Source organism: Aliiroseovarius salicola (assembly GCF_027891095.1).
Lineage (GTDB): Bacteria > Pseudomonadota > Alphaproteobacteria > Rhodobacterales > Rhodobacteraceae > Aliiroseovarius > Aliiroseovarius salicola.
The window spans coordinates 156,579-180,809 of sequence record NZ_JAQIIO010000005.1; the positions used below are offsets into that span (position 1 = coordinate 156,579).

At 52.8% G+C, this 24,231-nt stretch carries 19 protein-coding genes; 5 read left to right on the forward strand and 14 right to left on the reverse strand.

Annotated elements, in window-relative coordinates; genetic code table 11:
* Positions 1-157: 157 nt before the first annotated feature.
* Both O2N63_RS11195 and O2N63_RS11200 read left to right on the forward strand, forming a co-directional pair.
* On the forward strand, positions 158-319 hold the full coding sequence (locus tag O2N63_RS11195; RefSeq protein WP_271054355.1) for a hypothetical protein: 162 nt from the start codon (positions 158-160) through the stop codon (positions 317-319).
* A complete protein-coding gene (locus O2N63_RS11200) occupies positions 312-4,235 on the forward strand; it encodes an Ig-like domain-containing protein (RefSeq protein WP_271054356.1) in 3,924 nt (1,307 codons plus the stop codon). The genes O2N63_RS11195 and O2N63_RS11200 overlap by 8 nt, the downstream gene beginning before the upstream one ends.
* A 125-nt stretch (positions 4,236-4,360) precedes the next feature.
* Here O2N63_RS11200 and O2N63_RS11205 read toward each other — a convergent pair whose 3' ends face one another.
* The 5 genes from O2N63_RS11205 to O2N63_RS11225 form a co-directional block, all read right to left on the reverse strand.
* On the reverse strand, positions 4,361-5,677 hold the full coding sequence (locus O2N63_RS11205; RefSeq protein WP_271054357.1) for a lipopolysaccharide biosynthesis protein: 1,317 nt from the start codon (positions 5,675-5,677) through the stop codon (positions 4,361-4,363).
* Positions 5,664-6,857: an O-antigen ligase family protein gene (locus O2N63_RS11210; RefSeq protein ID WP_271054358.1), complete on the reverse strand. Its 1,194-nt coding sequence runs from the start codon at positions 6,855-6,857 to the stop codon at positions 5,664-5,666. The genes O2N63_RS11205 and O2N63_RS11210 overlap by 14 nt, the downstream gene beginning before the upstream one ends.
* 433 nt (positions 6,858-7,290) lie before the next feature.
* Positions 7,291-9,534: a GumC family protein gene (locus O2N63_RS11215; RefSeq protein ID WP_271054359.1), complete on the reverse strand. Its 2,244-nt coding sequence runs from the start codon at positions 9,532-9,534 to the stop codon at positions 7,291-7,293.
* Positions 9,531-10,898 (reverse strand): hypothetical protein, encoded by a 1,368-nt coding sequence (locus tag O2N63_RS11220; RefSeq protein ID WP_271054360.1) that lies wholly within the window; start codon positions 10,896-10,898, stop codon positions 9,531-9,533. Before O2N63_RS11220 ends, O2N63_RS11215 begins: the two co-directional genes overlap by 4 nt.
* 50 nt (positions 10,899-10,948) lie before the next feature.
* Positions 10,949-12,493 carry a hypothetical protein gene (locus O2N63_RS11225; RefSeq protein WP_271054361.1) on the reverse strand — a complete coding sequence of 515 codons (1,545 nt, stop codon included), beginning with the start codon at positions 12,491-12,493 and terminating at the stop codon, positions 10,949-10,951.
* A gap of 429 nt (positions 12,494-12,922) precedes the next feature.
* Between O2N63_RS11225 and O2N63_RS11230 the strand changes: the two genes are divergently transcribed.
* Positions 12,923-13,726, forward strand: a complete 804-nt coding sequence (locus O2N63_RS11230; RefSeq protein ID WP_271054362.1) for a WecB/TagA/CpsF family glycosyltransferase — start codon at positions 12,923-12,925, stop codon at positions 13,724-13,726.
* A gap of 392 nt (positions 13,727-14,118) precedes the next feature.
* On the opposite strand, the gene O2N63_RS11235 is transcribed toward O2N63_RS11230, so the two are convergent.
* Genes O2N63_RS11235 through O2N63_RS11255 form a run of 5 tightly spaced genes read right to left on the reverse strand, consistent with a single transcriptional unit; the run spans position 14,119 to position 18,219 of the window.
* Positions 14,119-14,907 (reverse strand): ABC transporter permease, encoded by a 789-nt coding sequence (locus O2N63_RS11235; protein ID WP_271054363.1) that lies wholly within the window; start codon positions 14,905-14,907, stop codon positions 14,119-14,121.
* On the reverse strand, positions 14,904-15,614 hold the full coding sequence (locus O2N63_RS11240) for an ATP-binding cassette domain-containing protein (RefSeq protein WP_271054364.1): 711 nt from the start codon (positions 15,612-15,614) through the stop codon (positions 14,904-14,906). Before O2N63_RS11240 ends, O2N63_RS11235 begins: the two co-directional genes overlap by 4 nt.
* The gene (locus O2N63_RS11245) at positions 15,611-16,048 is read right to left on the reverse strand and encodes a cupredoxin domain-containing protein (RefSeq protein WP_271054365.1); all 438 of its coding nucleotides are present in this window, start codon (positions 16,046-16,048) and stop codon (positions 15,611-15,613) included. Before O2N63_RS11245 ends, O2N63_RS11240 begins: the two co-directional genes overlap by 4 nt.
* A gap of 10 nt (positions 16,049-16,058) precedes the next feature.
* The gene (locus O2N63_RS11250) at positions 16,059-17,027 is read right to left on the reverse strand and encodes a YVTN family beta-propeller repeat protein (protein WP_271054366.1); all 969 of its coding nucleotides are present in this window, start codon (positions 17,025-17,027) and stop codon (positions 16,059-16,061) included.
* 4 nt (positions 17,028-17,031) lie between these two features.
* Complete coding sequence (locus tag O2N63_RS11255) at positions 17,032-18,219, reverse strand: ABC transporter substrate-binding protein (RefSeq protein WP_271054367.1); 1,188 nt, start codon at positions 18,217-18,219, stop codon at positions 17,032-17,034.
* Positions 18,220-18,337: 118 nt separating this feature from the next.
* On the opposite strand from O2N63_RS11255, the gene pedF reads away from it, so the two are divergent.
* Positions 18,338-19,045, forward strand: a complete 708-nt coding sequence (gene pedF, locus O2N63_RS11260) for a cytochrome c-550 PedF (protein WP_271054368.1) — start codon at positions 18,338-18,340, stop codon at positions 19,043-19,045.
* Positions 19,046-19,050: 5 nt separating this feature from the next.
* Complete coding sequence (locus O2N63_RS11265; RefSeq protein WP_271054369.1) at positions 19,051-19,962, forward strand: substrate-binding periplasmic protein; 912 nt, start codon at positions 19,051-19,053, stop codon at positions 19,960-19,962.
* Here O2N63_RS11265 and O2N63_RS11270 read toward each other — a convergent pair whose 3' ends face one another.
* The 4 genes from O2N63_RS11270 to O2N63_RS11285 are packed head-to-tail and all read right to left on the reverse strand — an operon-like array spanning position 19,963 to position 24,227.
* On the reverse strand, positions 19,963-20,847 hold the full coding sequence (locus tag O2N63_RS11270) for an FAD:protein FMN transferase (protein ID WP_271054370.1): 885 nt from the start codon (positions 20,845-20,847) through the stop codon (positions 19,963-19,965).
* Positions 20,847-22,928, reverse strand: coding sequence for a 4Fe-4S binding protein (locus tag O2N63_RS11275; RefSeq protein WP_271054371.1), 2,082 nt, complete (start codon positions 22,926-22,928; stop codon positions 20,847-20,849). Before O2N63_RS11275 ends, O2N63_RS11270 begins: the two co-directional genes overlap by 1 nt.
* Positions 22,925-23,530 carry an ABC transporter ATP-binding protein gene (locus tag O2N63_RS11280; RefSeq protein WP_271054372.1) on the reverse strand — a complete coding sequence of 202 codons (606 nt, stop codon included), beginning with the start codon at positions 23,528-23,530 and terminating at the stop codon, positions 22,925-22,927. Before O2N63_RS11280 ends, O2N63_RS11275 begins: the two co-directional genes overlap by 4 nt.
* Positions 23,517-24,227, reverse strand: a complete 711-nt coding sequence (locus O2N63_RS11285) for an ABC transporter permease (RefSeq protein ID WP_271054373.1) — start codon at positions 24,225-24,227, stop codon at positions 23,517-23,519. Before O2N63_RS11285 ends, O2N63_RS11280 begins: the two co-directional genes overlap by 14 nt.
* Positions 24,228-24,231: the final 4 nt, after the last annotated feature.

Consider the following 24,231-nt stretch of genomic DNA (forward strand, 5'->3'; position numbering starts at 1 on the left):
TGCTTTATCAAGACATATTGGACAAGCCCTTCTTATTGCGCTGGTCAAAACGTTTATTGACCATAAGGCTTACCCCCGCCCCACTATTTGCAGTGGGTGAAATATGGTATGTTATTTTTTTACTCTTGAGGAGGAAAGTCGTTAACAGGGGGATAAAATGACAAGTCTTGGAAAGGCATTATTTGCCAGGCTGAAAGCTTGGCCCATCATTATTTTCCGTTCGATTACAACCAGTAAACGCGTCTATTTCCACGCGCCCCCAAGTGCAAAAATCTCCGATTTTTCTTTTGAAATAGAAATGGTTAATCCTGATGTCTGATCTCATCATTAGCTTATACGACACAACCACAGATGAATTACTGTCCCCCCTGGAAGACGGGGCCATTCTGTCATCTTCCACTCTGACAGACACCACGACAATCGTGGTCGAGATTGATCCGGACGGTAGTCTGATCGGACGCAAACGCAGCCTGGTGATGACATTGACAGATGGAACCACCACCTACACCCGGCGGGACAACAATGTTCCATATACACAGTTTGGTGATAGTGGAGACGATCTCCTGAATGGGATTGAGCTTGATCCAGGAGAGTATGAATTTGTGGTGGAAGTTTATTCCAAGCCCGGCAAGAAGGGAGAATTGCTGGGCACATATACCTACACTTTCACAGTGGAAGAGGCTGCCAACACGCCGCCGGTGGCGAATGATGATGGCTATGCGGTAGATGAGGACACGCCCCTTGCGGTGGCGGCGATCTCTGGCGTGCTGGCCAATGATACCGACGCGGACGGCAATCCGTTGACCGCGACGCTGCTGAGTGATGTGTCCAATGGCACGCTCACGCTTAATCCGGATGGGTCGTTCAACTACACGCCGGACGCCAATTTCAACGGCAATGACAGCTTCACCTACACGCTGTCTGACGGCAATGGCGGCACCAACACCGCAACTGTCACCCTCACCGTCAATCCGGTCAATGATGACCCGGTGGCGGTGAATGACAGTGGCTACAACACCCCGTTCGAGACCCCATTGCAGATCACCGAAGCCACGCTCTTGGCCAATGACACCGATACGGAGAATGATCCGCTGTCGATCACCGCGGTGGGCAATGCCTCTGGCGGCACCGTGGTGCTGGTCAGCGGGGTGATCACCTTCACCCCCACCGCCGGCTATTCCGGCCCGGCCAGCTTCACCTATGACATCTCGGACGGCAATGGCGGCACAGCTACAGCGACGGTCTCGCTCACAGTCGGGAACAACACGCCGCCGGTGGCGAATGATGATGGCTATGCGGTAGATGAGGACACGCCCCTTGCAGTGGCGGCGATCTCTGGCGTGCTGGCCAATGATACCGACGCGGACGGCAATCCGTTGACCGCAACGCTGCTGAGTGATGTGTCCAATGGCACGCTCATTCTCAATGGCGATGGTTCTTTCAATTACACGCCGGACGCCAATTTCTACGGCAATGACAGCTTCACCTACACGCTGTCTGACGGCAATGGCGGCTCCAGCACCGCAACTGTCACCCTCACCGTCAATCCGGTCAATGATGACCCGGTGGCGGTGGATGACAGCGGGTTTACCACCCCGTTCGAGACCCCGATCGACATCACGGAAGCCACGCTCTTGGCCAATGACACCGATACGGAGAATGATCCGCTGTCGATCACCGCGGTGGGCAATGCCTCTGGCGGCACCGTGGTGCTGGTCAGCGGGGTGATCACCTTCACCCCCACCGCCGGCTATTCCGGCCCGGCCAGCTTCACCTATGACATCGCCGACGGCAATGGCGGCACAGCTACAGCGACGGTCTCGCTCACAGTCGGGAACAACACGCCGCCGGTGGCGAATGATGATGGCTATGCGGTGGATGAGGACACGCCCCTTGCGGTGGCGGCGATCTCTGGCGTGCTGGCCAATGACACGGATGCGGACGGCAATCCGTTGACTGCAACGCTGCTGAGTGATGTGTCCAATGGCACGCTCATTCTCAATGGCGATGGTTCTTTCAATTACACGCCGGACGCCAATTTCTACGGCAATGACAGCTTCACCTACACGCTGTCTGACGGCAATGGCGGCTCCAGCACCGCAACCGTCACACTCGCGGTCAGTCCGGTCAATGATGACCCGGTGGCTACGGATGACAGCGCCACAACGGGTGAAAATACGGCAGTTGTGATCGATGTGTTGGCCAATGACAGCGATGTTGAAGACGGGGCGCCTGACGCAACTTCCGTTGAGATCGAGAATGCGGATGATGCCAGCGGCAAACTAAAAACTGTTGTGGGTGAAGGTATCTGGAGCGTCGATTCCGTTACAGGTGAGATCACTTTCACTCCTGAAACGGGGTATACCGGCCCCGTCACACCAATCAGTTATACCGTGGCTGATAGCGACGGATTGCGATCAGCACCTGCAAATGTGAGCGTATCCATCACGCCGACCTCAGAACCAAAGGTCGTCTCCATATCCTTCCGGCTGGGAGCAAATGGCTATGATGGTGTTCTGGATACCGGGATCCGCGAAAAATACCCTGATCAAACATATGAAAATGCATTCACTTTACGGGTCGATTCAGGGTCCGGTAACGATGTTCAGGCGCTTCTTTGGTTTGCCAATCTATTTGGTTCCGGTCCAGGCCAAATCCCTCTGGACGCAGTGATATCATCAGCGACACTCACCTTCGAGGTGTCGAACAGTTCGAACAACGGTGGGACCGTGCACCGCATGCTGACCGACTGGGATGGTTCGAGCAACTGGGACACGATGGATAATGGCATCCAGACTGACAATATAGAGGCGGTATCCACTGCCGACTATACATTTGGGTCGGTTGAACTTGGCACGCTCAATGTGGATGTTACGGCAAGCTTGCTGGCCTGGGCTGCGGCTGGTGCTACATCAGAAGAACAGAATGCTGCCAATTTGGGGTGGCTGTTCACCACACCAAGCACCAATGCCTGGGATTTTGAATCGTCTGAAAACGTCAATGGCCCATTGCTGGTGATCAGTTACACTTTAGATGGCTCCGCTCCTCCTTCGTCCACCCCAAATGTGTCGATATCTGAGGGCGTGCCCAATCCGCAAACGGAAGGCAGCACTGCGACGGTCTCATTCATGATCACGCTTGATCAAGCCGGAACCGACACCGTAACCGTCAACTACAGCACAGTTGATGGCACGGCCAAGGCTGGGAGCGATTTTATCGGGGTGACAAATGGGACGATAACGTTCCTGCCGGGCGAGACATCAAAAACCATCGTCATCGCCTTGCTTGATGACAGCGTGGTGGAAAGCCCCGAGGTATTCACGGTACAGATCAACTCTGCCACAAACGCCCTGATTGATACAGCGAGTGCGATCTCTGACATTCTCGACGATGACGGCAGCTATCTCCCGCCTCCGACGCTCCAACCTTCTGTGGTCGATATCATCGATTTGACATCTTCTGCTTTCGCCAGTGTGGATGAGACGGGTTATGGCAGCGGCGATCCCTCAGGGCTGGCCTATGTGCCAAGCTTGCAAACCTTGTTCATCGCGGATTCAGAGCATAACGAAGGCCCCTACTACAGTGACACCAACATGTTCTCGATCGGACCAGGCGGCCTTGTGCAGGGACACAGCCTGAAGGACTTTAGCAAAGAACCAACCGGGTTGGGCTATAATAGCGGGAACGGTTTTCTTTACGTGTCTGATGATGACAAGCAAGAGATCTATTGGGTCGATCCAAGCAATCCCTCTGTCAAACTGGGTTCTTTTGACACCGCAAGTGCTGGCCTGACGGATACGGAGGATCTGGTTTACGATCCGGCAACCGGACATCTGTTTGTTCTCGACGGCGCCATTAAGAAAATTCTTGAGTTTACCGACACTGGCGAGGTGGTAAATTTCATCTCACTTCCGTCGATCATGCTGGACGGTGAGGCGCTGGCATACGATTCTACACATGACGTATTTTATGTCGCGTCTGGCCGGGTGCCTACCATCTGGCAAATAGACCGTAGCGGCGACATTCTGGCTACAATCGACCTTTTGGATGATGACATCTATCTCAATCCGATCAGCGGCGTGAGCCCAACCATCAAAGGGCTTGAACTGGCCCCCAGCAGCGACCCGAATGACGGGGATAAGCTAAGCCTGTATGTGGCAGATTACGGTGTCGACCAAGAGAATGATGGCCGGTTGTTCGAGATTGATCTCGGTTCCGAGTTGCTGTTTGCCTAACATCTGATGGTTTAAACGTGAATGCCAATCAGAGCGTGACAGGCTTCATTGGCCAATGATCCAGCCTGAAGCGGTTGCAGATCCAGACGACGCTTTGAAAGCCGTATACCACTGGGGTTGGCCAATCAGGAGCCGAGTGTCGTTTCAGTTCTGAAATCAGTTTTCCGCTGCTCAGACGTTGCCCAAAGGAAGACGACAAAGCAAATTCCGTTGTTTATGAAAATCACCACCACCGCGGCGATCGCTGCGCCAATTCCACCAAAATATTGCGCAAGAATGTAGCATCCGATGCCATTAAGAACGACGGTGGACCCGGTTAGAATGCTGTAGAATTTCTCGCGACCAATCATCAAAAGGGCCGTCCCACACGGACCCACCGCGGCGGATGCGAGATACCCAAGACCCAGAATGCGCAAGATAGGGGCGCTTTCCTCAAAACCTTCTCCGAACCAGCTCAGCACCCACTGAGGGAAAAGCCAAAACAAGAGAACAAACGGGAGCGCCCCGACAAATGCCAGCCCGCACAGGCGCCAGTATATCGCCCGCAGCTCTTCCCATTTTCCAGCATGGAATAATACGCTGATTTTGGGCGCAGCAACCGGTGTCAGCACGCGCAGAACAAAAACCGTCATGAGTGAGAGCCGTGCCGCCACCTGGTAAAGACCTGCGTCAATCTCGTTGCCGAGACCACCAAGAACAAGCACCGCCATGCGCACAGATAATTCATGACCTGCAGCGCCAACGAGCATCGCAAACGCGGTCAATACCCATTGGCGCGTTCGAAACTCTGGCTTGCTAGTCCAGAGTGATCCTGGCAAGCGGCTAACAATCGAAATTGTAGAAAGCAGGACAAGGGCCGCAACAATAGTGGAATAGACATGAATCGCGCGGCCGACTTCCACAATCGACAACGCCCAGATTGCGATTGCGGAAATGGCTGGTAGCAGAAGAAACGGGTACAGCTCTCCGACATCACCGGCGTTCAATCCTCTCAACACAAATCGGTTCAGCTCAAGAAATGCGAGCCCGGCCGCCAATGGTAAAATGAACATGTAGGCTTCATGGAGTGTGAGTAACTCGAAGCTAACCACTGCGACACCCAACACAACCGCTGCGAAAGCAATGCCAAGCCAGGTCGCAACAATTGCAACAACAAGGCTTCCTTTAAGCAACTCATAACTCATTGTACTTATGAATACGCTGACGAGTCGCGTTGTCGCATTCAGCCATCCCAGCGACGCAAGGCGGGAAACCACGACTGCAATCGCAAGCAAAAAGCTGAAGCTCCCATAACCGGCAACACCGAGTGAACGAGCAAGCGCAATTTCAAATCCGAGCAAGGCGACGATACCCAAGCTGCGAATTATGAAAACACCGATTAAACGTGAATTCATTTTTCCAAACCAAGGTGGCGCGTTTTCTTCCTCTTCAGATTTCCTCATAAGAGCTCTCCTCGCGCCCACTCGCAGGCATCTTTTCCGTGCTCATTGGTCGGTGCGACCGACCCCCAACTTGCACACGCAAACCCTGTTCAATAAAGGCCCACGAAATAAAGATTAGCAACGCTGCAGAGGCAGGAGCATCGATATCCTCGAAACACATCCAGACCCAAATTGCGATTTGAAGGTTTAATAGAATTCGCAACTCAGCCTTTGATCTTCTGATTTTGTCAGTGGGAACCGCGATGATTACAAACCATCGTAGCAATGGCGTAAGCACAAAAAATGCTACGACAAGACTGAATGCGATCCCCCCCCCTTTTGTGAAGAAGGACACAAATGTTGAGTGGGATCCGACGGCAATATGCTTGCCGGCTTCGCGCGGCTTGATCCCAAGACCGAAAACCGGATTTTCGTGGAAGGTTTTTTCAACTGCGTAGAGATAGTTCTCAAAGCGACTTTCAGAACTATAGGCTCGATACTCAAGGGCTTTGCCTGTGTCCTGAGCATAGGGCACAGCGATCAGCGCACATATAAGGGCCGCGCTGGCAAGGATACGACGAATTGGCGTTCCGAATATTAAGTTGGCAACAATCGCCCCCATAACCCAACCACCAAGGACTGATCGTGTGAGTGTTGTGGCGATTGTAACTATAAGCAATATTTCGAAAGCAGGGACGGAAAATCTACGCCAACGACCATGCTTTTGAAGGAACAGCAACGCCATGGATCCCAGCACCGCAACAGTAGCAGCGGTGGCGGTCGGATACGGACCATAAACAGATATACGCGGCATTGGGACGCCGGGCAGACCCCAATCAGGTCTGGTAAAGGTGAGTACCGTGGAATCTCTGATCAACGGTGCGGAATCCGGAACAATTCGTCCAAACAGAAGCCCAAATAAACTCGGCACCTCCAATGCGAACTGGTTCAATGCATAGGCAATCACCACACATGACCAAACAACCGCCGTCATACCAACAAATGCGATGAAACAGCATTTGAGGAGCATCCTGGACACGGCATCGCTCTTGATCTGCTCGCGGACCGCTTTCAGCATTATGAAACCGGACGTCAAGATGAACAGATTATATATCGCCGCAAGGAACCGTGTTGGCTTACCCCCGATCAGCAGTCCGTTGATGTAGGCTGTCAACAATAGGCACACAATCAATGCCAGCATCAGATAGTCCGAGGCCACAAAGCGGCTGTAGGTCGAAAGAGAACAAAAAACCAGACAAGCGGCCAACAGCGGGGCAAAAGCCCAGTCAAGGCCCAACATCCACCAAAGCGGAAGTCCAAGTACAAAGAGCTGTATAAGCACGCGCGAGCGCACAAGCCCCAGTCCAGTATCGGACGCCACCCCCGACATCAGCGGGCCGCCCATGCTGTTTACTCCGGTGTCAACTTGCAACTGACCCATGGATCAACCGCCCTCCCCCAGAAATACTCACAATTCCGTAGTGATTGCCCCAACCAGGCAAATCGGATCTGGCCACGGCCTCCCAAATCACCACGTGTTTCAGTCTATAACCTGATCGAATACATGGGCCTCGAAAGGCGGATCGAAGTGGAAACAGACGATAGGGTTGAAGATAATCGTTCATGGCTCACACTCAGGCCGAATGGTAACGCTTGAACTGGTCACCGTATTGAACGCCATCACCCCGCCCGTAAAGCGACTGTCTTTTTGCGTCGACTTTGGTAAGCACCGCTCCTACAACCTGAGCCTTTGACTGCATCAAGGTCTGGAGCGCAGATGACGCAACATCGCGCCTCGTCGTGCCCCAACGGATCGCAAGCAGCGCCGCATCCGCATAATAGGCAAGGCGACGCGCATCGCTCACACCAAGGAGCGGAGGGGCGTCGATAATGACCATATCGTATTGCTTGCGCAAATCATCAATCAGCCCCGAAACAGCCCCAGACCCGCTCAACTCGACCCCACCGGTCAGGCGCTTGCCAACAGGAAACACGTCCACGCCCGTCTCAGGGTCGCTTCTCGCAATGTCTTTCAGTGTGAAGGAGTGAGACGTGTCATGGCGTAGCATGTCGGAAATACCCGGAGTATCGTTCCGATCCACCAAACCTTCTTCCCGTGAACACCAAAGATCAAAATCCACCAAAGCTGTTAGCATCCCGTCTGACTGATAGGCACAGCAGGCGAGATTTTCAGCAAGAGAACTCGATCCCTCATTCGGCAAAGCAGAGGTGACGAGAACCACCTTCGCCGTAGGCAATGCGATCTGCATCTGCGCCCAAACCGCTCCGACTGATTGGGCAAACGATGACCTCGGCGCCCGGAGAACAAGTGGTGTTTGCCCTGCGGGTTGGTCGCCGATTTCTGGTATGAGTCCCAGACAGGCAACACCCAGTTCCTTTTCAACCTGACGATTGCTGCGCAGGCTGCCATCCATCTGCTCGCGCAGAAACGCCAGAAGCAATGCCAACACAAGGGCAACGCCGAAACCCGCCAACACGATTTTTGCTGGCGATGGAGTGCTCATTTCCAAAGGAGCCGCCGCCGCTGACATAAGGCGCACATCTGGCGTCAGCCAACGCTCCTGAACCTTTGCCTCTTCCTGACGTTGTAAAAGCGCCTCATAGATGGTGCGCTTTGCAATAACGTCACTTTCCGCATTTTCAAGGCGGGTGGCCGTAACGCTTTCCAGGGCGCTAAGTTCTTCAGCCTCTGCAAGTTGTCGCTCAAGATCAATGATCTGATTGGCGATGATCGTGGCTTCATGTTCCACCCCTCCATAGATGCGGCCAACCTCTTCGAACAACTTCCTGTCTGTGGTCTCCAGCTCTTTTCGTATGGTGTTGGTAAGCGCATGCTGCTCTCCGTAGGTCGCAGAAGCCTCTTGCAACCGCGCTTCAATATCCACGATGTGAAGACGAAGCTGGCCAACGACCGGAGAGGATGTAACCTCTGCCAGATCCTCGACCCCTGTTTTATTGGCTTGTATCGCGGCAATGACCTCCAACTTGGCTTTGACCAAAGCATAATTCGCCCGGGTTTGAACAAGGGTGCGTGCGATCTCAGCCGTTTGCATATGAGACACCGGTCCCACGCTTGCAGAAAGAATATTGTGCCCGCGCCGAATTTCTTCGACGGCCTGTTCAGCGCGCCTCAAAGCCAGTTCGGCCACACCCAGTTGGCCCGAAATACCCGCAATTGCCCGCTGAACGGCCGCAGATTTCTCGGCCAATTGCATATCGATAAATTGTTGGGCGACACTATTGGCGATCAAAGCGGCCTTATTGGGATCCTGAGAGGTAAAGTTGATCCGGATCACGTAGGATTGGCTTTGGGGACTGACCTGAAGACGCTCATCAAAGACGGCCATTGGCTCTAGCCGATCAATCGCAAGTATTGTTGCATTCTGGGGATCTTCAGACGACCCACTGCCACTGGGGCTTGGCAGACCAACATTGCCAGATATTGGAATGGCATTGGGGACAAACTCCGGGTCAGAGAACAGCCCAAGGGTTTCCATTATTTGCGACGTGAACGCACTTGAGCGGATCACACTTGCCATGGTCTCAAGATATGCCGGATCAGGTCGCTGGGCTGCTGTCGACACATCTGCAAGCGGATTAATCAGCGGGAGCGGTTCGACCAGAACCGAGGCCACAGCCGTGTATTTCTGCTCTAACCAATACGCAATAAGAGCAACCGGCGCCGTCAGAATGGCAACCACAATTAGTATGAACCGAAGCTGCCTTTGAAATATCCGCAACAGCTCTCTTAAAGAAATCTCTGCTTCACCATCATTGCTGTTGATAGGGGGTGGCATATCACCCAGATCCACCGGTGTGCTTCTGATGAGCCGTTGGCGTAAGAATTCCGTTTTCATTTGCCCCCCCCATTTCCCGATACATTCCAGTCTTCGCCACCGCTCAGGACACGTGAAAGCGACTGCGGGCGCGCAGGCTGCATCTGTTCAGTGTCAGCGGCCCTTGGCGCATAGATGTTCGGTTTTTCCATTTCTGAGATAAAAAGCTCCAATGCGCGTGCAAATTCATTGTCTTTCACCTCACGACGCCCCGCCAAACGGGCTTCGCCATACCAAAGCAGCGACCGCAAAAGGCTCAGCGGTGCCAGCAGATATACCAACTCCGGATTCACCCCCTGCCCTTCAAGCGCACGCCGCCCATGGGTGATCACATGTTGCACTAGATCGGCTGAGACGCCTCGTTTGCGAAGCTCTACGAACAAGATGAACTGGAGAGTATCAACGCCACGCGGCGCATCCGGTTCGCTTCGCTCCCAATCCCAGACGCTAAACGTGCCATCACGGTGTTTAGAAATATTCGGTGGAATCCAATCCCCATGGCTTAAACCGTTTAACATTTCAACTTCCCCCCACCTCTTTTCAATGGCCCTGCGCGCCGATAGCAAATGCTGCCCCGTATCTTCATCGATATGCGGCGCCGTGCGCTCAATCTCTGCCGATACCCGATGCCAAAAGGCGCTTTCACCAAGACGCTCAGGGATTTCAGATCCACGTCCCGGCAATGTCATAGAGGCTTCGATTGAAATGTCGGTGGTTTGCCATGGCGTTGTCCCTTTGGGGTTCACCGGCGCAACCACAAGCACCTCCAGCCCATTCCAATCCCGCGAACAAAGAATGCGCGGCACGCTAATCTTGCGGCCTGACGCCAGTGACGCCAGTTCGCTCAAAGTCTTGGCCTCATTTCGGATCAACCGTTTGGTCAGGCTCTCCCAACCAAACTTTGCATAAGCAAGCACCTCACCTTCGGATGAAACAACCTGAACGACAGGCTTGCTGTTCGGGCGACCAGGAGCGAGACGGAAATTCGTGAAAACGTCGTTTCGCCCCAGAACCTCTGCAAGAAACAAATGCAGCGGTGCTTCGCTGTGCTGCGCTTCCGAGACAATAGCGATGCGATCTCTGAACAGCACATCGCGCAGGCCAAAGAAACTCGTGACCTGAAGCGCACGGGCAATCATTCGGGCTGATCGGCTGGCCGCGCCACGGGCGTGCGGTTCAAGTGCGGCACGCCATGCCGGGGGAGGAGCGTCCAGAGCAAACAAGGCACGCGGATTGTTGAGAGTTGGAATGGCCGCAAAACGAGCGACAACCTGCGCCCCGGCGCGGTTGTTGTCGTGTACCAACGTAAAACGCGTGCTATCGCCCCCGGCGAGAACGCGCAACGCTGGCGCAAATGTGGTGGCCACTTCCGCCAGTTCTTTCATTTCCAGCCTTTCAAGCCCTTCATTCGGCTCTGCTCTGGCCTCTGGTTTTTTTACATCGCGCCCCACACGGCCTTCATCGCATCAACACTCGTATCTTCGATTGATTGAGCGGTGTTAATGGCGACAACAGGTATACCCGCGTAGTGGATGTCCTGTTCCAGCGACCAGCGCCGCCTGACTGAATTTGCATCTGGTCCACCAGTTTTTTGACGTGTCCCATCCCTCTGAAGTGCAACCTCGATAGGGGCTTGCAACCGCAACACTAGGTCCGGCTTGGGCACATCCTGATACATCCGCTTTTCCAGTTTCATCAGATACCGTTTGAATGCGGATCCTTCCTGAGCAATCGCTTCACTGTCAAAGCGATTGCTGTCGATTGCCCCGGCCTGATCCGATGGGTATCTATCTGAAATCACAATGGTTCCGCGTGTGGCATAACGTAAAGCTTTCCGAAGCAAGCTGCGTCTCTCATAAGCAAGCAAAGTCATGCGCAAGATGTAAAAAATGGAATATCGCTTTTTCTTGCGACGCTCCGGTTTTTCGTATTCGCGCAATCTTTCATGTGGCAACAACCGTCTGGCGATGGGCAACAGAAGACGCGGCAGAAAGCCGATCACGGTGACAGGTGGCTTTCCGGCATGAATGCGGATCACGTCCAGGTGCCGACCAAGCCGCTTGGCAAGAGCGTTGGATAGGGTTGATTTTCCTGTCGCCTTCGGCCCAACAAGCGCGATGATCAGACCGCCGGAATGTAAAACACGATCTTTGCGTTTTTGAAATCGAGCGAGCGTGTAGGCCGCCAAACGCCTCACATGTGAGAGCAAACTTAGCGCAGACCCCAAGCGCCGAATATTTCGGAGTTGCCACGCAACACGTACCCCAACACCAAATCTACGTGCCATCGCGTTCTTGGCTGCGACAGCTTCTTCTGCTTCGCGGAACAAGTTCTCGCTGACAGAAGGAAACCACTCCGCGCGCAAGGCCTCGACCCCTTCCCTGTCCGCACGGGTTCTAAGCCAGTTTATTTCATCAACGACGATCCCGTATTTTAGGTTCGCCTTCAGAATTTCGACAGGTGCGACGCTCTTGAGAACTATCCGCAGTACAAACAGTAGATATTCCGCCTCGGGGGACGGCACCGGAACACCAAGAAACCTTTGCCGCCCTTCAAGCAGCGGCTCCACCACCGGAAATCGAAAATTTTTCACGAAACTGTCACCACTTAACACCCAGTGATGCGCGTGAACATCCACAACCTCACCCAATGCCTCATCTAGACCAAGCGCGTGGAATATACCTGGATGATCAGTACCAAATCTCGATTTTGCTAACTTAAAATCGTGTTTGCTAAGTTCCGACAGGAAATCAACCGCGTCGCGCCGATCTACAAGCAAATCGATATCTTCGCGCCCCGCCAACGTATCCGCCAGACGAATATTGCTTTTCCAGTGGCAAAATCGAATACCCTCAGCCTCAAGCTCTTGTAAGATTTGGTACGTATATGTGGCTGTTGAAATGACATTTTCGCCTTCCACCAGTTCCGGTGTTGTTGGCGAAAGTGTCTCAATCGGCATGTCGGTCCAGGATGCGCTCATTGCCCCCCCTTGCTGACAAGCAAACGGCACCCAATTCCTGCCCATCTGCAAGTCCTGCGCCAACTCCACAGCGTTCAAAATCAATAGCCTAGCGCAATTTGGTTTAAATTACGTTCCATTAAGCCGCAAAGCGGGAGGAAACGCACTACATCATCGTGACAGCGAAAATACTAACCATAATGAATATGAGGCTCACATCATACCTCCTATCATGGGCCACCGTTTATCTTATTCGTTTCCTGTCAACGGCGTGCTAGCTTGATTTAATAAAGCAAAATTCTTTTCGATTTCATTATCACCAATGGAAAACGGGTCTCATCAGATTTGAGGCCAATGCACCTTTGGTGAGCTAAATCGCAAACCACAGACGCCTATCGTCAGTGTCTCAGCAGCGACCTGAGAGCTTCCTTGTTTGAAATGGGGTATGACATGAATACCAATTTCCATCCAAAATCACAGCTCTTGCCGGAATTTCCCGTGGAAACAATCGGGGGGATGACAATTGCCGCACTGGATCGACAAGAAACGGCCAGGGTCATGATTGATGCCGTGAAAGCGGCCAGAAGTATTTCCGCACCTCCTTTGTTGTTCAGCTCGAGCAATGGCCAGATCATTTCTCAGGTTTCTGGCGCGTCAGACCGGACCCCCTCCGAACTCATGAAGACTGTAGACCTGATCAGCGCTGATGGTCAGTCGCTGGTTTTTGCATCTCGGCTATTTGGGCGAGGCGGCATTCGAGAGCGTTGTGCAACCACTGACCTGTTTCACGATGTAGCTCGGATCGCTTGTGACGAAGAGGTGACATTTTATATCCTCGGCGCAACTCAAGAGGAAAATGAACTTGCCGTAAGAAACGTGCACCAGCTTTATCCTCAGCTGAAGATCGTCGGTTCCCACCACGGATATTTTTCGGGCCAAGATGACGAGGAAGAAACCATTCAGGAAATCAACGGCTTGAAACCAGACATTGTATGGATCGGAATGGGTTTTCCCCGGCAACTGGAGTTTTGCGCCCGCTGGAGAGATTCTCTGAGAAATGTCGGCGCGATAAAAACCTGCGGCGGGCTGCTGAATTTCCTGTCGCAATCAAGGTCCCGCGCACCGCGGTGGATGCAATCTGCTGGACTGGAGTGGTGCTATCGCCTCGCGCTTGAGCCAAGGCGACTGCTTTACAGATACTTCATAACAAATATACATGCGACTTGGCTTCTCATCAGCCGCACCAGCCGCTAACCCACGATAAGCCATTGTTTTTGCTACCAACCTCTTAGCGTTTCGTACATCCATGTCTTCAAGCAATCAGCCTCACCGTCTAAGTATAGCTTGTGATAACGCCCCCGCTCACCCGCAATACACTGCCTTAAATAGGCGCTTGATCAGAACGAAGTTCCTCGCATTTCCCGAGCCAATGGAATGCAATAGCAACGACAACCCAGGTCGGAAGGGTGGCTGTTACGATCAGCAAGAACAAGCGTGTCCAGATTTTCGGAACAACGAGACCCCATAACTGTTTCATTTTGTGATCAGGAAAGGAAATATCCAGCTAGCATCGCCCCATCGTCACTTAGGTCATTGATGCAATTTAAGTCCTGACAAAACCGTACACCAACATCGGGTGAGATGCGTCACTCACGCACCTTTCTCATGAACATGGATTTTCTGGGATCGTACCCCCACAGACTGAGAAGGAAGAAGCCAATGGTACAAGTGCAAACCCATATCAGGGCATTGAATTCAAGCTTTTGGTACAGAGCAAAGCGAACAAGCTCGATTGCGTAGGTGAAGGGATTCCACTCCACGACCGAAGCAATATGCGGAGCATTTTCCTGCATACGCCAAAGCGGATATAGCGCGGTCGACAGGAAAAACATTGGAAAGATCACGAAATTCATAACCCCGGCAAAATTTTGAAGCCGAGTGATCATGGACGATAGGAACAGACCCATCGCGGCCAGCATCAAACCAATAAGGAGAAGCGCGGGAAGCGCTGCGATATAGCCACCTGGTGGCATACGAATATCAAACGCATAGGCAATGGCGAGAAAGACAATACACTGCAAAACCGAGACAAAGGCGCTCGCAACGAGTTTCGCAAGCAGGATCCACCAGCGCGGCACAGGTGCGGTCAGCAGCAGGCGCATGGACCCCATTTCCCGATCATAGACCATCGAAAGCGAAGACTGCATTGCATTGAACAGCACAATCATCGCGCAAAGCCCCGGCACAATGTAGGTCTCGTACCGAATGTAGGTCTCGTACGGGGGGATGATCGAAAGACCGAGAGCTGCGCGAAAACCTGCGCCAAAGATAAACAACCAGACCAGTGGCCGAACGAGAGCAGCAAGGAACCTTTCGCGTTGGTGCAGAAAGCGCAGCAACTCACGGATCACAATGGCTTTGAAACTTGTAATCATAGCTGAGGCCTTTCATGGCCTGCATAGTGCCGCGACAATCCGGTGGCTCCACCAAGATCGGCAAAGCTGCCATGGCTTACGACATTGCCAGACTGCATGACGATAACGTCATCATCTGGCCATAGCTCATCAAGCAAATGCGTGATCCAAAGAACCGTCACCCCCTGGGCACTCATCGCGTGGACCGCATCAACAATGGCTTGCTTCGACGCTGGATCCAATCCTGTGGTGGGTTCATCAAGCAACAGGATCTCTGGGCTGGGCAGCAGCGCGCGGGCGATCTCAAGGCGGCGGCGGTGACCGCCATTCAAATCGCGTACGGAGCTGTTTTCGCGCCCTTCAAGTCCGAACTGCGAAAGTAGGCGTTCAATCTCAGCTCCGGGTTTCTTCATTCCGTGCAACCCGGCAAAGTAGCGAAGGTTTTGAACAACCGACAGTTCGAGATCCAGAGCAGATTGCTGAAACACCATACCGACATGGCGCAATCCGGCACGGGAGGTTTTGGTCGAGTTGCCCATCACGCGAACGTCCCCGTTATCAGGGAGCAACAGACCTGCAATCAGGTTGAATACAGTGGATTTCCCTGCCCCGTTGGGACCGAGAAGTGCCGAAAATGACCCCACTCCAAGTTTTAGCGAAAACTTGGAAAGAACAGCCCGAGAACCATAGCTCAGGTCTACGCCGTCAAGGGTCACCGCATCAGTCATTTAATCTCGATCTCGATCCTTTGGCTTTCACCCGTGCTTCCCGGAATGCGCAATTCGTATCGGCCCGGTTTGATCGCAACAAACCCGATTTCCATAGTACCCGCGTCATCAAACTCAATTGAATGCAGCGCATAGGGGCGGGTTTCCAATCCCTCAATGACGATCTCATCCACCCAGATAGCCCGGAAAAAATCACTGCCAGACAACCCGATTTCCCCTGATCCATCCGCGGTGATCTCGACCTCGTAGTATTTGCCGGATTTCAGTTCCCATGGCGCATCCGCCAGCGGCTCACCAACTGACAGAATGACCTCTGGCAAATCTACTTTGTTCGAACCAGACAGCAGTCCAGCCATGCCCAGACCATCATCATCGTCATCCGCAAATGCGGGGCTTGCGGCAAGCAGACCGGCGAGGATTATTGCTTTTCTCATTGTGAACTCCTTAATTGGTCGGACGGGCAACCGCTCCCCAAGGGAAACGACCTACTTTGATAGATTTGATGGCTTTGTTGGTTGCGAGGTCGACAACACTCACATCTCCGGAAACACCGTTTGTGGTGAAGAGTTTGGTTCCGTCAGGCGAAAAGGCCATGTGCCAGACCCGACGCCCCACAAGAATGTAATCAAGCACGTCATAGGTCGCGGTATCCACCACGGCGACGTGGTTGGACGGTCCAAGCGCCACATAAGCCAGACTATTGTCAGCATTCAGCTCAACACCAACCGGTTGTACCTTATCAGGGTGAACCCCGGTGATTTCAAATTCGACCTTGGCAATCTGACTTTGGTCGGCTGTATTGAAAACCCCCACAGTCCCGCCAATCTCTGAACTGACCCAGAGCTTTGATCCGTCTGCCGTGAACTCGGCGTGACGCGGACGAGCATCAACCAAAGAGTTGGCGTAGATTGCGTTGGTCTCAGTGTCGATCCAATGCGCCATATTGGTGGTCTCAGACGTGGTTATCGTGGTCTTGCCATCGGGACTGACAGCCATGCCTTCCGGTTCCACACCCACGTTGATTTGGGCAATAACGTGATGGCTTTCGGTATCAACAACGGTTGTCACCGCATCATCTTCATTGGCGATATAAAGCAGCTTGCCATCTGGATGCAGCGCGAACTGCTCAGGATCTTCACCTGATGGCAGTTCGTGGATAATCTTGCCGGCCTCTACATCGAACACCTGCACAGCATCGGAATCAGATGCGCATATGTAGAGATATTTGAAGTCGTTTGAGAACAGAATACCGCGCGGACGTTCTCCGACTTCAAACTCTTTCACGACCTCCAATTGATCAATATCGATGACAGAAATTGTGTCACTTTTTTCGTTTGATACCCAAATCTCATCACCAAAAGCGGCAGCCGGGATCAGTGCGCTCAGCATCATCAAACATGTACGTATCTTCATGGCACTATTCTCCAAATGCAGTGCAGTGGCTTTCCGGTGCATCAACACCAAGACTGTCAAGTTCGTTGCCAGCGTGAAGGAAACCTTCAAGTGGAGCCATCGCGACAAGCGCGGATGCATGGGTCAACCCGACTGGCTGTCGCATCTGTCCATTCCAGTTTCTGAAGGACAGCGGGCGCCCCTTGAAACCCGCCAGTTCGACACCATCGAGCAAAAAGCCGCGAATATCTTCGGGGCTTGCGAAATTGGTTCGAAGCTGCGCTTCATCCACGGCGCGCAATGCGGCCCAGGCGGCGTAGTCAATATCTTGCATGTTGCGACCTGCCATCTCTTGAAACCGGCTTTGCAATTGGGCCGCGCCCCATTGCTCATTCACCCGATCCCAACCCGTCGCACGCAACCCGTCGCCACCCAGCACAGGCCGGGCACGCCATGTATTGTAAATAAGGTAGCGGGCAAAATCATTGTGCTCATCAGCTACAAAAAGCACATCGTAGTCGCCGAGCTTTTGGGTCAGCAAAGGCACCTCGGCTCCCGCCTGTCGGCGCAGGTCTCCATCGAGAACCCACTGCTCTTCTGTCGCAAAGCTCATGCCGAACTTGCGAGATGATTTGCGAAGCGCATCTGCGAAATTTTTGTCTTCAGGAGTATTCCCAACAACAAGCGCCATCTCGCCCCAGCGCTTTTTCAACACGAACTGCATAAGCGCGTCTGCGCGCATCGAGTAGCTTGGTAACGTATGCAGAAGCGATGCACGGCACCCATCTGCCCTGAGACTGTCATCATAGGAACGCACATTGAAAAAGAGTTGTGTCTCATTGCCGTCTACAAGGCTCATGATCTCTTCTGCGTTCATGTCTAGAACAACATACGGCGCATTGCTGGAACGCAACGCCTGCCGTGCGCCATCCAGATCACCCTCTTCCAGATCAACTGCCTCCATGACAAAGCGATATCCCATGAAGCTACCGGTTGTATTGTTGTCATCTAGTGCAAGTTTGGCACCTGTGAGGCCAAGATCTTCGGGAATTGGATCAAGATTTGAATAGGTCGGGCGTTCAGGTGTCGCGATCCTCAGATAGAGAATTTCAACGTCGCGCAATTCACTTGCCATGCTCACGCACGTTGAAAGCATCAACGCAACAAAAGCGCCCAGAAACACCTTCAACTTGTTCGCCATCTGATCCGTCATCTAATCCTCCCTTAGCGCAGCTTGGATCATCTGAGAGATTTCTAGAAGTTGGACCAAGGTCGAATAGTGCCGTCGCGATCCGCCGATTACAAAGTTGGAAAAGTTTGGAGGAGACGCGATGAAACTCTCAATACAATCCCTCGTGCCACCATTTGTTCTGGCTTCCGCAGTTGCTTTTGCACATGGCGACGTTGCCCCGCAGGCCGTCGATACAGCCGGATTACCCAGTCTTGGTGAAGAATGGCTTGAAGAAAATCCCTGGCGGGACCCAGCCAATGAAAATTGGCAGACCGCCATCGATATTGGTGCATCAGGTTACAACCAGAACTGTGCCCGCTGCCATGGGCTGGAAGTGGTCTCAGGTGGATTGGCACCGGATCTGCGTTACCTGAGTGCAGATTGGGACGGCGACGAGTGGTATCTTGAGCGTTTTCGTCATGGGATGACCCAAAATGGCATCACAAAGATGCCAGCCTTCGGTGATCTGCTTGGTCAGGAAGCCGCCTGGGCGATCCGAACCTATGTGGAAACCCGGCCGGACGATGGGGCTTTTGATGATCACCAACCCCGCCTCTCCGCGATCCGCGACCTGCTGACCAGTCGTGCAAATGAAATTCAGGCAGGCACGGATGTGGCCTCTCTGGGTGAAGAAGTAGCAGCGCTGAAGACCGAGCTGACAAGCATCAACGCGTCGGCAGTTACAGGATCTGATGCACCGGTTGCGGAATCCGCGGTATCCCGTGCGGCACTTGCGCTTGACGGCAGCGCCGAGAGCTTTGCAAAGGCAGCCGAACTCCTGACCATCGGCTTGTCAGCGGCGCGCTGATCCTCATGCGCTTAGGGTTTCATATCGCTTTGGTTCTTGGCCTGTTGGCGGGCTCTGCTCAGATGGCCTGGGCAAGGTGCGAAGACTTGGCCAAAGGCTATGGCGATGTGATCCCCAAGCGATCAGACACAAGGATCAATGTCGGTCAGGACTATGATACGATCCTTGAACGAGGTTTTCTGACCTTTGCTGTCTATGAGAACTTTGCCCCCTTCTCTTGGGAAGAGAACGGTAAACCCTTGGGGATCGACATTGAGGTCGCCCGCATCATCGCTCAGGATATTGGAGTCGAGGCCCGTTTCAACTTTGTGGCTGCAGACGAGAACGTGGATGCCGATCTGCGCAATCAGATCTGGAAAGGTCCGTTGATCGGTGGACAGGTCTCTAATATTATGATGCACGTCCCCTATAGCAAGGACCTGCAATGCCGGAATGAATTTGTCGTTTTGAACGGCCAGTACTTCAACGAAACACTCGCAACGGCTTATCGTCTCGAGGTATTTCCAGACGATCCACCAACAACCCCCTATTACCGGTTTCACAAAGTTGGCGTTGAAAACCACACGATATCGGACTTTTATCTGTCGAATTTCAATGGCGGCATGCTTCTGTCCAACATTTTGCACTATCCCGAGCACGAAGATGCTTTCACCGCAATGGAAGCGGGTGAAGTTGATGCCGTGATGGGCGTCAAAAGTGTTTTGGAGCATCTGGACCAAAGCGATGAAATCGAGGTCGCCACTCCACCTTTGGTGAATTTTTCGCTCGACACATGGACGTTGGGCATTGCAGTTCGTCACAACTTTCGCGAACTGTCTTACGCAGCTGATTACGCAATTTCCGATGCGATTGCTGATGGGCGTATCACAGAAATATTTAGGAGATATGGTGTAAGCCACGCCGCTCCCGACTATTAATCACACCCTGTTTTTGGTGACCACACCATTTTCGTCTTCCAGCCAAACCTTTGTTACCCCAAGGGATTTCAGGTCGAGACGATCGATCTGCGACTTGGGCATGAGCGTGAGCGCAGTGGAAAGCCCGTCTGCCATTGCTGAACTCCGTGCTTCAATTGATACCGTTGACCACATTGGCGCTTTACCAAACGGATGGATAATATGAGCTTCGCCGTTTGCTCGTGTCAAAGCGCTCGGTGAACTCGTCGCCAAGCCGAGGTTTTGCAGATCTGTATGTGCCAATCTTTGAGCCTGATCGTTTTCGATTGCCAGTCGCCAGGCGCCTTCACCAGCAGCAAATTCACCCAGATTTATCAGGTGCTCCGAGTGACCGTGACGATGCAACATTTGTGCCAGGCGATCACTTGCGTAACCCTGAGCGATCCCGTTGAGCGTGAGAGCCATGCCGGCGTCCCGGAAGCGGATTAAATCCTTTCGAATTTCTACGTTCTCAAACCCTAACACTGCGTTCCGAGCGGGCTGATTTACACGCCAGACAGATTGAACGGTTGGGTCAAACAGCCCTTCCGTTGTCGACCAGATCAGGCGGGACAGCTCAAGCACCTCGACCAGTTCAACTGGCGGATCATCCAATGTCCCGTCGCGGTTCAACTGAGAGAGGGATGAGTGTGGGCGAAACAAGCTGAACACATCTTCGAGCCGATCAACCTCGTGTTCAATTTCGGCAAAGGTTTGCTCCGTGTCTCCACCACTGTCATGGAAGGTTACGGATAGGTCAGAGCCAAAGCCCCTGCCCTTCCAAACCCGACGACTGGGTTCATATCCCACCAGCGCCATCGCGCCCAGTGCCGCCGTTCCCAATCTGAGAAGAGTTCGTCTTTGCATCACGCCACCCGAGCCTTGCGTTTCTCAGAGACAACCAGCGGGACACATTTGTTGCGGTCTACATAAATGTCGACGCAATCCAAACAGCCGAAACACTCCGAATAGTCGATGGCCCCTGAGGTTTTGATAGCGCCGTAGTCGCATTTGACTTTACACAGCTGACAAGGCGATCCGCATTCACCTCGGCGCTTGATCCAAGGCGACAGGCGAAGCCATCCGCCGATAGCCATCAACGCACCAAGTGGGCAGAGGTATCGGCAATAGGCTTTGAAAACGACCGATGATGCGAGCAAGCAAAAGACAGCGTAAAAGACAAAATACCATTCGCGTTGGAAGAAAACCGAGATTGCTGTTTTGAAAGGCTCAACCTCGGTGGCAGCCTCCACATGTTCCGGAGCATCCAGTACAATGAGAAACAGACCACTCAGCACCAGATATTTTACCACCTTCAGACGCTGATCCCACCTATCAGAGATCTTGATCTGCTTTATACCAAACCGCCGCGCTACAAGGCCTACGAACTCCTGCATGGCGCCAAAGGGGCAAAGCCAGCCGCAATACAGGGCACGACCCCAAATAAGAAAACCAATGATAGCTGCGCCCCAGAGGACAAGCGAAAATGGATCATAAAGCAGGAAGCTAAGTGACTTCCCCGCGAGCATGGCAGTCAGGGTCGCAATCGGTGTCAGGATTGAAAGTTGACCCTGCCCCCACCAGCCTACAAATCCCAATGTGATTACAAGAACTGTATATCGCATAAGGCGATATCTGCGATGTCTCACAAAACTTCGGTTTAACACCATAATGGTGCACACGAGCACAATAAATCCCGCGAGAAGAACGAGGTCGGTGCGCCGATTTAGCACCGTACTCTCGAACGGTGAGAGCGGTTTAGGCGGGATCAAAACATCAAAAAATCTCTCATCCGATTTGACCGTCCAGGTGAACCGTGCCTGTCCTTCTTCGGGCTGGAGCATCCCGTGATGGCGAACGGCCAGCAGACTAAGCTGCCAATCGCGTACCGGATTAAAACCCAGACGACGATCGAGCCTTATGACCATCGCCTTTCCATCTGGCACATCTTCTTTCAGATCAATTAACAGATCTGCATCTCTTGATGAAACAGGGAATTCATCCTGAGTGACTTCAATCCATGATGGGGCGGTATTGCGAATAAAATTTTCAGATACAAGACCGTGATCCCCAGCTTCAATCAAAAGAATGGTCTGGTCGTCGGGGGAAATGTCGCCAAGTCGTTGCCAATCGCGATACATCCGGTCGTTCATGATTGCCCGCGCGATGGATGGGGCCGTGACATCCAATATCCACAGATCAATAAAGTGATCATCATCCGCTGCATCGGGAAAAGGGTCATCACTCTGCCACAAAGTTCCGGAAAATTTTGCCCGCACTTCGCCATGTGTGGTCTTCACTTGCCTGGCATTGCCCTGCTCGACCAATTCATCCCATGTGAGAGAAAGCTCTAACCCTTGCTTTGGAACAACTTTCACTTGCGGACGCGCAATACCCTTGAGCTTTTGACGCGCCACCTCGCGTGCCGCTGCCATGATACTCTCATGGGCGATCCTGACGGATGCGGTCGCCTTGGTCACGCCATCCAGATAGACCAAGGATCCACTGCCGCCTGAGCCGTAGCTGCTTCCAATGGTGATCGGTGTATTGATCGACAATCCGCGATATTGCTCAAGGAATCGGCGCAATGGAGCTTCACCCAAACCGGATACAAAAATGGGCTCGCTTTGGTTCAAAAGCTTCACGTCAATGAAGCCCCCCTCAAGATCCAGCAACACCATCATATTGATTACCGCACCCGAGAAACCAGGAAGCGGTGAGATGGCTTCTGACTGAATAACATACCCCTCTTGCGCACCACTGCCATTCAACAGCTGCCAAACCCCAGCGATATCCGTTGGGCTCCCAAGACTATATGGGGCAATTACTGCATCCTTTAGCTCGGTTTCATCGACAAGTTCTGCTGCCGCCTGAGGCGTGCACGCAAAGACCAAGAGCAAAGCAATGATGGATGTAAAAGCTAGATCAATACATCCTCTCCAGATCATATCGCTACAAGCTCCGCGCTTTTCTTCTTTTCACTGAAAAGCTGAAAACACCTTGCGCCCAGTGCAATTGCCTCATCGTGAGAATGAGTGACCAGGACCATGGTGCTATTTGATTGATCCAGAAATTCTCGCGTGAGCGACAGCATCTCACTTCGCAGGCTTGGATCAAGAGAGGTGAAGGGTTCGTCTAGCAACACAAGAGGTGCAGCGGTCAAAAAGCAGCGCGCCAGCGCAAGGCGCCTCTGTTGCCCCACAGAAAGCTGCTGGGGATAGTGGCTGGCTTTCTCTTCCAATCCGACTTGCTTGAGTGCCTGTCGCACCTCACGTTCGCCAGCATCAGGATGAAATATTCGTAGATTTTCCTCGGCCGTGCGCCAATTCAACAGAGTTGGATTTTGAAACATCAACGCAATCTCATCGGGCGTTTTCCGGACACCGCGAAACCGAGTGTCTAACCCCGCGATAATTCTGAGCAGCGTTGTTTTTCCAATGCCTGAGGGACCCATGACGGCAACCCGATCACCTTGGCGTAGGTCCAGATGAATGTCTTCCAGAACGGAATGCCCAGCAAATGATTTACAAAGAAGATCAAGCTTTAGCATTGGCCCGCCACCTTCCCATACGCTTTTCACTGGGCTGCATGATCGCGAATTCGATGAAGAGAATGCAGACAACAAAGCTCAGTGCGTAGGCAAGAACACCCGTGACATCGAAGAGAGAGAACTGCGTGTGAATCTGCCGGCCAATACCGTTCGGGCGTCCCAGAAACTCAACGACTAGAACAATCTTCCAAATCACGGAAAAACCCGTTCTTGCGGCCGAGACTATATGGGGGAACAATTCAGGCAAAATGATGTGGCGCAACCTGGTCAACGCCGGCAGACGATACACAGTTGCCAGATCGCGCAATTCCCAAGAGGCGTTTCGCGCACCTTCCCGGATGATTGTAGTGGTCATCGGTACCTTGCTTAGGGTAACCGCTAACACCGCAGCAAATTCATTCAGTCCAACCCAAAGATAACAAAGCACAATCAGGACGAGGGCTGGAAGGTTCAGAAAGATGATCAACCAGGGATCCAGCCAGGCATCCAACTCATCGGACTTGCCCATCACATATCCAAACGCGCCACCAATGATCATCGCCAGCCCAAATGCGGCAAAGACGCGCCAGCCGGTCGCAATGAGGTTTTCCTGCAGCTTGCCCTTTTGCCACAGCGCGCTCATCTCCATTAGAACTTGTGATGGTGACGGTAGGATCTGTGGGTCACTCAAAAAGGCTGAAAGGCTGCCCCAGAACAACAGG